Origin of the sequence: Streptomyces sp. NPDC006261, from assembly GCF_040613515.1 — a bacterium.
In the GTDB taxonomy this organism is placed as follows: Bacteria; Actinomycetota; Actinomycetes; order Streptomycetales; family Streptomycetaceae; genus Streptomyces.
The window spans coordinates 1-12,915 of record NZ_JBEXSI010000018.1; the positions used below are offsets into that span (position 1 = coordinate 1).

The following is a 12,915-nucleotide window of genomic DNA, read 5'->3' on the forward strand; positions in this document are numbered from 1 at the left end:
ACCTCTGCGGGGACGGACTCGCCGGTCAGCATCGACGCGTCGACGGCCGAGCTTCCCTCGACGACCCTGCCGTCGGTGGCGATCTTCTCCCCGGGGCGTACGACGAAGCGGTCACCGACGACGAGCCGGCCGGCCGGGACGCGTACCTCCGTACCGCCCCTGAGTACGGCGACGTCCTTGGCGCCCAGACGCATCAGCGCCCGCAGCGCGGCGCCGGACTTCCGCTTCGCGCGCGCCTCCAGGTAGCGGCCCAGCAGGATGAAGGTGATGACCCCGGCCGCGACCTCCAGGTAGATCGTGGAGCCCGCGTCGGCGCGCGAGACGGTGAGGCCGAACCCGTGCCGCATGCCGGGCATCCCCGCGTCGCCGAGGAACAGGGCCCACAGCGACCAGCCGAAGGCGGCGAGGGTGCCCATCGAGACAAGGGTGTCCATGGTGGCCGCGCCGTGCCGGAGGTTGGTCCAGGTGGCGCGGTGGAAGGGCAGGCCGCCCCAGATGACGACGGGGGCGGCGAGGGTCAGGGAGAGCCACTGCCAGTTGTCGAACTGGAGCGCCGGCACCATGGCGAGCAGGACGACGGGAACGCTGAGGACGGCGGAGACGACGACCCGCTGCCGGAGGGCGGCGAGGGAGGCGGCCTGTCCCGCCTCGGCGGCCTCGGCCGATGCGTCGGGCGGGGTGGGCCCGGGCTCCTGCGCCGGCGCGGACGAGTGCCCGGGCTTCTGCTCGGGCTCCTGCCCCGGCGCGGGGCCGGGCTCGGGCTCCTGCTTCGGGGGTGCGAGGGGGCGGGCCGTGTAGCCGGTCCTCTCGACCGTCGCGACGAGGTCCGCCAGTTCCAGGCCTTCCGCGAAAGTGACGCGGGCCTTCTCGGTCGAGTAGTTCACCGTGGCGGTGACGCCGTCCATCCGGTTGAGCTTCTTCTCGACACGGGCGGCGCACGAGGCGCACGTCATCCCGCCGATCGTGAGCTCGGCCTCGGAGGCGTTCGCGGCCGGGGTCCCGGCTGCTGCTGTGCTGGCCATGTCCGGACTCCTGGGTAACGCAGGTCGGGCCGTACCTCACCAGTATCTGCTGGTGGGCCCGGCCCGACGGTGAGAAGGTGGCGCGACGGCGCTCAGGCGGCCCGGCCGACGAGCTCGTAACCTGCCTCGTCGACGGCGGCGCGTACGGCGTCCTCGGCCAGCGGGGCCTTGGAGGACACGGTGACCCGGCCGGTGGCGGCGACGGCCTCGACGGACGTCACGCCGCCGAGCGCGGAGATCTCCTCCGACACGGCGCCTTCGCAGTGGCCGCAGGTCATGCCCTTCACCTCGTACACCGCGGTGACCGAGTCCGTCGGCTCGATCTGCACGTCGGCGGCACCGCCACCGTGGCAGGAACCGGTGGGCGAGCAGCAGGAGCCGGTGGAACGGGTGGTGGGCTCGGTCTCGGCGGTCATGGCGTTCTCCTCTTCGGCGGACAGACAGGTGGTCAGTCATACGAGTGTGGCGCAGGGGGTCACAGGGGAACCCGGGGCGCCCTCGCTCACTCCAGACTATACCCCTAGGGGGTATAGATGAGATGTGGGCGCACCCGGCGCCACCGATCGGGACTCCGGCCCTTCGGGACTCCGGCTCTAAGGGGTGCGGTCCTGGCGGGCGTGCGAGGCCGGGCGGGGTGAGGCGTCGCCGATCAGGGGGTCCAGGTAGCGGTACATGGCGGCCTTCATCTCCCGGACGTAGGCCTCGCGCTCCTCGCCCTCGTTGGCCATGACCAGGTCGAGTCCGGCCTTGAACACCATGAAGGCCATCTCGGCGACCCGGTGGAGCTGGACGGCGGGGACGTCCGGGAGGTAGTCGGCGAGGATCTCTTCGACCCGGCTCAGCATGGTGGCGTGCAGGGTGTCGTGCTCCTCGGTGATCCGGCCGGGGATCTCCGAACCGTGCATCAGCACGAAGAACGCCGGGTTCTCGCAGTTGAACGCGATCAGCGGGTCGAGGACGGCGTCCAGCATCTGGTCTAGGGGCAGCTCGATATGGCTCTGGTCGAAGGCGGCGCCGTACGTGTCGCGCCAGCGGTGGAGCAGCTGGTCGCCGAGCTCGACGGCGATGGCCTCCTTGTTCGGGAAGAACTGGTACAGGGTGCCCGGTGAGACGCCGGCCTCGCGGGCGATGGCGTTGGTGCTGGACGCGGTGTAGCCGCTGGTGCAGAAGACGCTGGCCGCCGCCTGGAGCAGCTGGGCGATGCGCGCCTCGCCGCGGGCCTGGCGGCGGCGCGGGCGGGCCGTTCCTGCCGTGCTTCCCGTTCCCGCCGCGTCTGCCGTCCCCTCGGCCGCGGGTTCCCTGGCCGCGCCGTTCCCTGCGGCACCCTTCTTGGCTCTGGCCTCCGGCACGACGATCCCCAGCTTTCATGATGCGTTTGACAAACGCGAGTGCTCGCTCGCATTCTTGTGAAACGCGAGCGACTACTCGTGTTTGCCAGTGTAAGTGGCAACGAATGACCCATGCTGCCTTGTGCAGCCCGGGTCTCGGTGAAGGGGACACCGCACCATGTCCGAAGTCAACGGTCCATCCGGTTCGTCCGGTCCGCAGCGTGTCGGCCCCGGTCCGCAGCGTGTCGGCCCCGGTCCGCGGCCTGTCGGCCCCGGCCCGCAGCGTGTCGGAGGCTGGACCCGGTTCGTCACCGCCAGGCCGCGGATCGCCCTGCTGGCCGCCCTGGTGATCACCGCTCTTGCCGTGTTCGCCGGGAGCGGCGTGGCCGACCGAATGGGCAGCGGTGGCTGGCAGGCCCCCCACGCCGAGTCGTCCTATGCCACCGAGGCGCTGGAGCGGGAGTTCCCCGCCTCGCAGCCCAACCTGCTCCTGCTGGTGGACGGCGGCACCGCCTCCGTCGACGATCCGGCGGTGGCCGCCGAGGCCGCGCGGCTCACCGAGCGGCTCGCCGCCGAGCACGGCATATCCGGGATCACCTCGTACTGGCAGACCAAGGCGCCCGCCCTGCGCGCCGAGGACGGCCGGGAAGCGCTCATCGCGGCCCGGATAGGAGGCGACGAGACGGAAGCGGGAGAGACGCTCGAACGGATCGCTCCCGCCTTCGCCGGGCAGAACGGCCCGGTGAAGGTTTCGGTCGGCGGGCCCGTCGCCGTCCAGCACGAGATGCAGACGATCATCCAGGAGGACCTGCTGCGGGCGGAGCTCATCGCCCTGCCGGTGACGCTCGTCCTGCTGGTCATGGTCTTCGGCAGTGCGATCGCCGCCATGCTGCCGCTCCTCGTCGGCATCGTCGCCATCCTCGGCACCAACGCCGTGCTGCGCGGACTGACCGAGTTCACCGACGTCTCCGTCTTCGCCATGAACCTCACCACGGCCCTCGGCCTCGGACTGGCCATCGACTATGCCCTGTTCATCGTCCGCCGCTTCCGTGAGGAGCTGGACGCCGGAGCCGACACCCGGACGGCGGTCGGCACGACGCTGCGCACGGCCGGACGCACGGTGCTCTTCTCCGCGCTGACGGTTGCCGTGTCCCTTTCGGCGATGCTCGTCTTCCCGCAGTACTTCCTGCGGTCCTTCGCCTACGCCGGGATCGCCGTGGTCCTGCTGGCCGCGGCCGCCGCACTGATCCTGCTGCCCGCCGCGCTCATGCTGCTGGGGCCCCGGGTCAACGCGCTCGACCTGCGCCGTCTGCTGCGCCGCAGAAGGAGCGCGGCAGCCGCAGAGGCCCCCGTCCCGGAGACCGGAAAGGGGTGGGCGCGCTTCGCCGAGCTGGTGATGCGCAGGGCGCCGGTCTTCGCCATCGTCACCACGGTGGGGCTCGTCCTCCTCGGACTGCCCTTCCTCGGCGTCAAGTTCGGTACGGCGGACGACCGCCAGCTCCCCGCCGGCGCCGCATCCCGGGTGGTCCAGGAGCACATCCGTGAGGGCTTCCCCGGCAGCCCCGGCGGCGGCCTGGAGCTGCTGGTCGAAGGGGAGGGGACGCCCGCCGCGTACGCGGCCCTGAAGGACCGGATCGAGAAGGTCCCGGGCGTGCTGCGGGTCGAGGGCCCGGTCAGGGCGGACTCGGCCGCGTACTTCAGCGTCCTGCCGGACGGCGAAACGGTCGGGGAGGAGACGCAGCAGCTCGTACGGGACCTGCGCGCGATGCCCGCCGGCTCCTTCGACACCTCGGTGACGGGCACGGCGGCGGTCCTGGTCGACTCCAAGGACGCCATCGCGGACCGGTTGCCCTGGGCGATCGGAATCATCGTCGTGGTGACGCTGCTCCTGGTCTTCCTGCTCACCGGCAGCGTGCTCATACCGATCCAGGCGGTCGTGCTCAACGCCCTCAGCCTGACGGCGATGTTCGGTGCGGTGGTCTGGGTCTTCCAGGACGGGAACCTCGCCGGGATCCTGGCCTTCACCAGTACGGGGGACATCGAGACGACGCTGCCCGTCCTGATGTTCTGCGTGGCCTTCGGCCTCTCCATGGACTACGGGGTCTTCCTGCTCTCCCGCATCAAGGAGGAGTACGACCGGACCGGCGACCACGAACGCTCGGTCGCCTTCGGCCTGTCCCGCACCGGCGGTCTGATCACCGCGGCCGCCGTGATCCTCGCGGTCGTGATGGTCGCCATAGGCACCTCACGGGTCACCAACACCAAGATGCTGGGGCTCGGGATCGCCCTCGCCGTCCTGATGGACGCCATGGTGGTCCGCAGCCTGCTGGTCCCCGCCGTGATGAAGCTGACGGGCCACGCCACCTGGTGGGCCCCCAGGCCGCTGCGCGCCTTCCATCAGCGGTTCGGTCTCAGCGAAGGGGGATCGGCCCCGGTCGGCTCCGGTACGAAGGGTGCACCCGGCGGCCCGGGGAAGCCGCCAGCCGACGGCGAGATAACCGAGGCGGACCGGGACGGGGAGAAGGTCACCATGGGGGCGTAGGCGCATGACGGCGCCGTGGGCGGCCCGGGATCTGTTCGGAAAGGGACCTCGGGCAGCCCCCGGAAGGCCCCCTGACGGGCCGTGACGGGCATGCGGACGCCCTGGCCGCCGGCGGGCGGGGTGCGGGGTCGCCCGCTCGGCCGCACCCCCGCCCAGCGCCCCCAGCGTGATCGTCGGACCGGCTGTGACCTGGGCTTTCTCCCGTCTGATCCGTAAAATTGGGCGCATGAGGAAAGGGGACGGGATGGACCGGAACATCCGCACGACGGAGGACGTATTGACGCTCATGGACGACCTGTTCGCACCCGAGGCGCACCGCTGGTCCGCCGACGCCGCCTCGTGGTGGGACGACTTCTACGGGGACCGCTCGAAGCCGGTGCCCTTCTTCGTGGACAAGCCCGACGAGAGCCTCGTCTCGTACGTCGACCGGGGACTGATCACCCCGGGCCGGGCGCTCGACCTGGGGTGCGGCCCCGGACGTAACACGCACGCACTGGCCTCGCTCGGCTTCGACGTCGACGCGATCGACCTCTCCCCGGCGGCGATCGCCTGGGCCGAGGAGCGCGCGGAAGCGTCGGGGGCCGAGGCCCGGTTCCACTGCGGGGACGCCTTCGCCCTGACGTCGGGCGGGGCGGAGTTGGCCGGTCCGTACGACCTGATCCACGACTCCGGATGCTTCCACCACCTGCCGCCCCACCGGCGTATCAGCTACCTCGCTCTCCTCGACCGCTGCCTCGCCCCCGGCGGCCGTTTCGCTCTCACCTGCTTCGCGGCGGGGGAGGGCGGCATGGGCTCCGAACTGCCGGACGAGGAGCTCTACCGGCGGGGGAGTCTGGGCGGCGGGCTCGCCTACACCTCCGAGGAGTTGCGCGGCATCTTCTCGGACCTGACGGAGATCGAGCTGCGTCGCATGCGCGACGAGGCGCCCGGGTCCCCGGTCTTCGGTGAGTCCTTTCTCTGGACGGCGTTGTTCCGCAAGGAGCCCCAGCAGTAGGGGCCGGGTGCCGGCGGACCGGGGTCAGCGGCCCCGGTTGCGCGGGCGGGAGGCGACCCAGGCGCGGACGGTGTCGCCGTACCAATAGGGCTTCCCGTTCTTCACCTGGTCGGGCGGGGGAAGGAGGCCGTGTTTGCGGTAGGAGCGGACGGTGTCCGGCTGGACCTGGATGTGCGCGGCAATGTCCTTGTAGGACCAGAGTGCTCTGTCCGTCATCCGTGACACCTCTCTGTGCTGCTCTGTTCTGACCGCTTCTGTCTGCCGGTTCTGTCCGCCGGTTCTGCGCCGGTGTTCACGCGGCCTGCGCCCGGTTGAACGACGTCGAACGGCAGGCGGGGTGGGGCTGTTGTGCGCCTGTGACGGAAAACCCGCGTAACGGAGATATGTGTGGCGAAACAGTGACTGCTGTGACAGAAGGGGCGAACAGCCAACTGTGGTGCGGAGCCCGGGCGATGTCAGACCCGGATGTCACGATGACGACCATGAGCACTTCCGAACGTCCGATGCCCCCTTTGGTCGCCGATGAGAGGACCTCGCTGGAGAGCTGGCTCGACTTCTACCGCGCCACTCTCGCCCAGAAGTGCGCGGAGTTGCCGGAGGAACGGCTCCGTGAGGCGTCCGCGACGCCCTCGTCGATCACGTTGCTCGGCCTGGTCCAGCACGCCGCTGCCGTGGAGCGGAACTGGTTCCGGCGGGTCCTTGTGCAGGAGGACGTCCCGCCGTTGTTCGCCCCCGCCGACGGGGGCGCGGGCGGGGGCGGTGGGCACGACGGCGGGTTCGAGCTCGCCGAGGACGCCACGTACGAGAGCGCGGTGGCGGTGTGGGAAGGGGAGGTCCGGCGGGGACGGGAGAACTGCGCGGGCCGGGGACTCGACGACACCAGCCCGTTCATGGGCGGGGAGGTGACGCTGCGCTGGATCTACACGCACATGATCGGCGAGTACGCGCGCCACTGCGGGCACGCCGACCTGATCCGCGAGCGTATCGACGGGCGTACGGGGGTGTGACCGGGCGGATTCAGCTCGCCGCGCCGGGCGTTCGGGGCCGTCCGCAGGAGCGGAGGAACTCGCGGGTGCGGCGCGCGATCGGGAGCGGCCTGTCCGGGTCGCACGGGTACATGTCCTGTTCCACGATCGCGAACAGGTCGATATCCAGGGCGCGCGCAGCGTCCAGGACGGGTTCCAGGGCGGGCACGCCGCCAGGCGGTTCGCACATGACGCCCCGCGCCACGGCCGGGCCGAACGGGATCCCGTCGGCCACCACCGCCGCCAGGATCTCGGGGTCGACCTGCTTGAGGTGGAGGTAGCCGATGCGCTCCCCGTAGGTCTCGATGAGCTTGACGCTGTCGCCGCCGCAGTAGGCGTAGTGCCCGGTGTCCAGACAGAGCGAGACCAGGGAGGGGTCGGTGGCGTCGAGGAAGCGGTTGACGTTCTCCTCGCTGTCGATGTGGGTGTCCGCGTGCGGGTGGACGACGATGCCGAGCCCGTAGCGCTCGCGGACCTCCCGGCCGAGCCGCTCGGTCTGGGTCGTCAGGTCCCGCCACTGCGCGGGCGTGAGCGTGCGGCCCTCCAGCACCTCGCCCGTCTTGTCGTCGCGCCAGAAGGAGGGGATGACGACCAGGTGTTCGGCGCCCATGGCCCGGGTCAGTTCGGCGATGTCCGCGACATGCGCCCAGGTCCGGTCCCAGACATCAGGACCGTGGTGCAATCCAGTGAAGACGGTGCCGGCGGAGACGGTCAGCCCACGGCTGCGGGTCTCGTCCGCCAGTCGGGCAGGGTCGGTGGGCAGGTAGCCGTACGGACCGAGCTCGATCCACGCGTACCCGGCCTCGGCCACCTCGTCGAGGAAGCGCTGCCAGGGCACCTGCTGCGGGTCCTCGGGGAACCACACCCCCCACGAATCGGGTGCCGAGCCGATGCGGATGCGGGCCGAAGAGGGTGCGGAGGGGGTCATATCGCCCAGCGTCGCGGCCCGTACGGACGAGTGTCAAGAGTTCGTCCGAATGTCCGGACAAAATATTGACAGGGTTCCCGGGAGGGGACTAGACCTGGGATCAGCAGGCCATCGGGGGCCGAAGGGATGCGTATGCCTGAGCCGTACGACGTGATCACCATGGGGCGCATCGGGGTGGACCTCTACCCCCTGGCCATCGGGGTGCCGCTCGCCAGGGTCGAGACGTTCGGCAAGTTCCTCGGCGGCTCCCCGGCGAACGTCGCGGTGGCGGCGGCGCGGCTGGGACGGCGGACGGCGCTGATCACCCGGACCGGCCGGGACGCCTTCGGGGAGTACCTTCACCAGGAGCTCAAGGGCTTCGGCGTGGACGACCGGTGGGTGACGGAGGTCGAGGAGTATCCGACCCCGGTCACCTTCTGCGAGATCTTCCCGCCGGACGACTTCCCCCTCTACTTCTACCGGCAGCCCAAGGCGCCCGATCTGGAGATCCACCCGCCGGACCTCGACCTCGACGCGGTGCGCGAGGCGCGGATCTTCTGGATGACCGGTACCGGACTCAGTGCCGAGCCGAGCCGGACCGCGACGCTGGCCGCTCTCCGAGCCCGCAGCGAGAGCCTGGCCGAGGCGCCCCCCACCGCGACCGTGTTCGACCTCGACTGGCGGCCGATGTTCTGGGACGGCGGAGACCACAGCTCGGTGGCGTCCGCCCGCTACCGGGAAGCGCTCGCCCACGCCACCGTCGCCGTCGGCAACATCGACGAGTGCGAGATCGCGACCGGCGAGCGCGAACCGCACGCCGCCGCCCGCGCCCTGCTCGCGGCCGGGGTGGAGCTCGCCGTCGTCAAGCAGGGGCCGAGGGGCGTCCTCGCCGTCCACCGCGACGGTTCCACCGCCGATGTGCCGCCCCTGCCGGTGGAGGTGGTCAACGGGCTCGGCGCCGGGGACGCGTTCGGCGGGGCGCTCTGCCACGGGCTGCTCGCCGGCTGGGACGTCGCCCGGATCATGCGGTACGCGAACGCCGCCGGGGCCATCGTCGCCTCCCGCCTCGCCTGCTCCTCCGCGATGCCCTTCCCGGACGAGGTGGAGCGGGCTCTCGCGGAGGGCGCGGTCACGGAAGACATCACCTCCGGGCCCTCCGGAGCGGGCTCATGACCCCCGCCGCACCCTCCGTCCGCGACCTCGTCCGGCTCCGCGCCGAGCACCCCGAAGCCGTTGCCGAAGCCGCCGCCCGACGGAAGCGGCGCCCCCTGCTCCGTACGACAGACACCTCCACCGTCCGCGAGAGCGCACCCCACCCCGGCCGACTGATGATCATCGCCGCCGACCACCCCGCGCGCGGCGCCCTCGCCGTCGGGGACCGGGCGCTCGCCATGGCCAACCGGTTCGAGCTCCTCCAGCGGCTGTGCCTCGCCCTCTCCCGCCCCGGAGTCGACGGCGTCCTCGCCTCCGCCGACGTCCTGGACGACCTGCTCCTCCTCGGCGCCCTGGAGAACAAGGTCGTCATGGGCTCCATGAACCGGGGCGGGCTCGCGGGCGCCGCCTTCGAGCTGGACGACCGGTTCACCGGGCACCGGCCCGAGGACCTGGTCCGCCACGGGTTCGACGCGGGGAAGCTGCTGCTCCGCATCGACCACGACGACCCGGGGTCCCTGGACACCCTGCACGCCGCCGCCCGCACCATCGACGCGATGGCCGCGTACCGGCTGCCGGTCTTCGTCGAACCGTTCCTCTGCCGGCGCGTCGACGGCCGCCTGCGCAACGACCTGGGCGCCACCGCCGTCGCCACCTCCATCGCCATCGCGTCGGGCCTGGCCGGGACCTCCGCGTACACCTGGCTCAAGGTCCCCGTCACCGAGGACCCGGACGACATGGCCCAGGTCATGGAGACGTCCACGCTGCCCGCAGTCCTGCTCGGCGGCGAGGTGGGCGACGACCTGGACGGGGCGTACGGGAAGTGGCGCGAGGCGCTGCGGCTGCCGACCGTACGGGGGCTGGTCGTGGGGCGTTCGCTGCTCTACCCGGTCGACGGGGACGTGGCGGCAGCCGTCGACACGGCCGTATCGCTGCTGCAGCCGGGGAAGGACGGGTAGGGAGTGGGTATGTACACGCACAAGGAGCGCCGCGGCGCACGCCACCACCTGCCCTCCGGCAGCGCGGGGCGCGGACCCTATGCCTTGGACATCGACCCCGAAACGGCCGGATGGGACCGGTCCAGTCTGCGCGTTCTGGAGCTGGAGCCGGGCGGAGTTCATACGCTCGTCACCGGGGAGTGCGAATGGATCATCCTGCCGTTGGCCGGTGGCTGTACGGTGCATACGGCAGGTGACACCTTTGAACTGCTGGGCCGGGAAAGCGTGTTCAGCGGGGTGAGCGATTTCGCCTACGTGCCGCGCGGCGACCGGGCACAGATCGCCTCCGGCGCAGGAGGCCGCTTCGCCCTGGCAGGAGCGAAGTGCGAGCGACGACTCCCCGCTCGCTACGGCCCCGCGCCGGAGGTACCCGTCGAGCTGCGCGGCACCGGTACCTGTTCGCGCCAGGTCAACAACTTCGCCGCCGCCGGCACCTTCGACTGCGACCGCCTGATCGCCGTCGAGGTCCTCACGCCCGGCGGCAACTGGTCCTCCTACCCGCCCCACAAGCACGACGAGCACGTGCCGGGCGAGGAGTGCGAGCTGGAGGAGATCTACTACTTCGAGGTGGAGGGCGGCGGCCTCGGCTACCACCGGGTCTCGCCGTCGCGCGAGGGCGGTACGGATGTCCTCGCCGAGGTCGGCAGCGGCGACGCGGTCCTCATCCCCGACGGCTGGCACGGGCCGTCCATCGCCCCGCCCGGCCGCACGCTGTACTACCTGAACGTCATGGCCGGGCCGGGGGAGGAGCGGGCCTGGCTGATCCGCGACCATCCGGACCACGGATGGATCCGCGACACCTGGCGAAACGAGCCGGTCGACGCCAGACTGCCGCTGTACACGGCGCATCCGCAGACGGCCCGCCCGGACACGGCGCATCCGTCGCCCGGCCCGGAGGTAACGCCTTGAGCCCGACGAGTCCCGCGAGTCACACCGACGGAGCGAGTCCCGCGAGCGACACCGACGGGCCGAGTCCCGCGAGTCACACCGACGGAGCGAGACCCCCGAACGCACGGCCGGCCCCCGCCCCCACCCGCCGCCTGACCACCGCTCAGGCCCTGGTCGCCTTCCTCGCCCGCCAGTACACCGAGCGCGACGGCCGCCGCCACCGCCTGATCAACGCCACCTGGGGCATCTTCGGCCACGGCAACGTCGCCGGGATCGGCCAGGCGCTCGTGGAGGCGGGCAACGGGAACCGGAACGCGCCCCGCATGCCGTACCTCCAGGGCCGCAACGAACAGGCCATGGTGCACGCGGCCGTGGGATACGCGCGCCAGTCCGGCCGGCTCTCCGCGCACGCGGTGACCACCTCCATCGGCCCGGGCGCCACCAACCTCGTCACCGGCGCCGCCCTCGCCACCATCAACCACCTCCCCGTCCTCCTCCTCCCCGGCGACACCTTCGCGACCCGGCCCGCCGACCCCGTACTCCAGCAGCTCGAAGTCCCGTACGCCGGTGACGTATCGGTCAACGACTGCCTGCGCCCCGTCTCGCGCTACTTCGACCGGGTCACCCGCCCGGAAGCACTGATTCCGGCGGCCCTCCAGGCGATGCGGGTCCTTGCCGACCCCGCCGAGACGGGTGCGGTCACGCTCGCGCTGCCGCAGGACGTGCAGGCGGAGGCGTACGACTGGCCGGAGGCGTTCTTCGCCGAGCGGGTCTGGCGGGTCCGCAGGCCGGCGCCCGACGCGTCCGAGCTGGAAGCGGCGGTACGGGCGGTGCGCTCCGCCCGCCGCCCCCTGATCGTGGCGGGCGGCGGGGTCCGCCACAGCGCTGCCGAGGAGACGCTCGCCGCCTTCACCGCCGCCACCCGCATCCCGGCCGCCTTCACCCAGGCGGGCAAGGGGGCCCTGCGCCACGACCACCCGGCGGACGTGGGCGGCATCGGCCACACCGGCACCGCCACCGCCGACGAGCTGGCCCGCACCGCCGACCTGGTGATCGGCATCGGCACCCGGTACACGGACTTCACCACCGCCTCCGGCACCCTTTTCGGGAACCCGGCCGTCCGCTTCCTCAACCTCAACATCACCGGCTCCGACGCCCACAAGCTCGCCGCCCGCCCCCTGGTCGCCGACGCCCGCACCGGCCTGGAGGCGCTCACGGCGGCGCTCGCCGGCTGGAGGTACCGGGTCGACCCGGCGTACGAGACGGAGTACACCGGCGCGAAGGAGGCGTGGGAGGAACAGGTCGAGGCATCCTTCACCACCACCGACCCCACCGCACGCCCCACCCAGACCCAGGTCCTCGGCCTCCTCGACACCCTGGTCACGGAGGAGGACATCCTCATCAACGCCGCCGGTTCTCTCCCCGGCGACCTGCACAGGCTCTGGCGCACCCGCTCCCGCGACCAGTACCACGTCGAGTACGGCTACTCCTGTATGGGCTACGAGATCCCGGCCGCGATCGGCGTCATGCTCGCCACCAGAACCCATGGGCGTCCGCGCCCCGTCTGGGCGCTCGTCGGCGACGGCACGTACCTGATGAACCCCACCGAGATCGTCACCGCCGTCCAGGAGAACCTGCCCCTGAAACTGCTGGTCCTCCAGAACCACGGATACGCCTCCATCGGCGGCCTCTCCGAGGCGGTCGGCGGCGAGCGCTTCGGTACGGCCTACCGCCACCGCGACCCCGACGGCGGCTTCACCGGCCCGCCGCTCCCCGTCGACCTCGCCGCCAACGCGGCCTCCCTCGGCGTGCGTGTCCTGCGCGCCACCACCGTCGACGACCTGCGCAAAGCCCTCGCCGAGGCCCGCGGCGCGGAGGGCCCCACTTGTGTCTACGTCGAGACCGAAACGCCCGACACTGTGTCGGGCCCCCCTCCGGCACAGGCGTGGTGGAATGTTCCGGTAGCCGAAACCGCGAGCCGTCCGGCGGCGGTCAAGGCCCGGGAGGAGTACGACCGGCAGGTCGCCGCCCGACGCCGCCACCTGTGAAACCACCCCTG

At 71.7% G+C, this 12,915-nt stretch carries 12 protein-coding genes; 7 read left to right on the plus strand and 5 right to left on the minus strand.

Going from position 1 to position 12,915, the window contains the following annotated elements; genetic code table 11:
- From ABZ154_RS13920 to ABZ154_RS13930, 3 genes are all read right to left on the minus strand, one after another.
- A partial coding sequence (locus ABZ154_RS13920) for a cation transporter (RefSeq protein WP_356832214.1) occupies positions 1 to 1,022 on the minus strand: 1,022 nt, incomplete at its 3' end.
- Between the two features lie 92 nt (positions 1,023 to 1,114).
- On the minus strand, positions 1,115 to 1,438 hold the full coding sequence (locus ABZ154_RS13925; protein ID WP_356832216.1) for a heavy-metal-associated domain-containing protein: 324 nt from the start codon (positions 1,436 to 1,438) through the stop codon (positions 1,115 to 1,117).
- Positions 1,439 to 1,615: 177 nt separating this feature from the next.
- Complete coding sequence (locus ABZ154_RS13930) at positions 1,616 to 2,371, minus strand: TetR/AcrR family transcriptional regulator (protein ID WP_356832218.1); 756 nt, start codon at positions 2,369 to 2,371, stop codon at positions 1,616 to 1,618.
- Positions 2,372 to 2,528: 157 nt separating this feature from the next.
- Here ABZ154_RS13930 and ABZ154_RS13935 point away from each other — a divergent pair, with 157 nt between their 5' ends.
- Together ABZ154_RS13935 and ABZ154_RS13940 are read left to right on the plus strand one after the other, a co-directional pair.
- Positions 2,529 to 4,892 carry an MMPL family transporter gene (locus ABZ154_RS13935; RefSeq protein WP_356832220.1) on the plus strand — a complete coding sequence of 788 codons (2,364 nt, stop codon included), beginning with the start codon at positions 2,529 to 2,531 and terminating at the stop codon, positions 4,890 to 4,892.
- A 244-nt stretch (positions 4,893 to 5,136) separates the two neighbouring features.
- Positions 5,137 to 5,886 (plus strand): class I SAM-dependent methyltransferase, encoded by a 750-nt coding sequence (locus ABZ154_RS13940; RefSeq protein WP_356832382.1) that lies wholly within the window; start codon positions 5,137 to 5,139, stop codon positions 5,884 to 5,886.
- Positions 5,887 to 5,910: 24 nt separating this feature from the next.
- Here ABZ154_RS13940 and ABZ154_RS13945 read toward each other — a convergent pair whose 3' ends face one another.
- Positions 5,911 to 6,102, minus strand: coding sequence for a MerR family transcriptional regulator (locus ABZ154_RS13945; RefSeq protein WP_356832222.1), 192 nt, complete (start codon positions 6,100 to 6,102; stop codon positions 5,911 to 5,913).
- Positions 6,103 to 6,368: 266 nt separating this feature from the next.
- Between ABZ154_RS13945 and ABZ154_RS13950 the strand changes: the two genes are divergently transcribed.
- A complete protein-coding gene (locus ABZ154_RS13950; protein WP_356832224.1) occupies positions 6,369 to 6,893 on the plus strand; it encodes a DinB family protein in 525 nt (174 codons plus the stop codon).
- Positions 6,894 to 6,903: 10 nt separating this feature from the next.
- On the opposite strand, the gene ABZ154_RS13955 is transcribed toward ABZ154_RS13950, so the two are convergent.
- A complete protein-coding gene (locus ABZ154_RS13955) occupies positions 6,904 to 7,839 on the minus strand; it encodes a sugar phosphate isomerase/epimerase (RefSeq protein WP_356832226.1) in 936 nt (311 codons plus the stop codon).
- Positions 7,840 to 7,971: 132 nt separating this feature from the next.
- On the opposite strand from ABZ154_RS13955, the gene iolC reads away from it, so the two are divergent.
- From iolC to iolD, 4 genes are all read left to right on the plus strand, one after another.
- Complete coding sequence (iolC, locus tag ABZ154_RS13960; protein WP_356832228.1) at positions 7,972 to 8,991, plus strand: 5-dehydro-2-deoxygluconokinase; 1,020 nt, start codon at positions 7,972 to 7,974, stop codon at positions 8,989 to 8,991.
- A complete protein-coding gene (locus ABZ154_RS13965) occupies positions 8,988 to 9,929 on the plus strand; it encodes a deoxyribose-phosphate aldolase (RefSeq protein WP_356832230.1) in 942 nt (313 codons plus the stop codon). The genes iolC and ABZ154_RS13965 overlap by 4 nt, the downstream gene beginning before the upstream one ends.
- Positions 9,930 to 9,938: 9 nt before the next feature.
- Positions 9,939 to 10,877: a 5-deoxy-glucuronate isomerase gene (gene iolB, locus ABZ154_RS13970; RefSeq protein ID WP_356832232.1), complete on the plus strand. Its 939-nt coding sequence runs from the start codon at positions 9,939 to 9,941 to the stop codon at positions 10,875 to 10,877.
- Between the two features lie 131 nt (positions 10,878 to 11,008).
- Entirely contained in the window at positions 11,009 to 12,904 is a 1,896-nt protein-coding gene (iolD, locus tag ABZ154_RS13975) for a 3D-(3,5/4)-trihydroxycyclohexane-1,2-dione acylhydrolase (decyclizing) (protein WP_356832384.1), read from the plus strand.
- Positions 12,905 to 12,915: the final 11 nt, after the last annotated feature.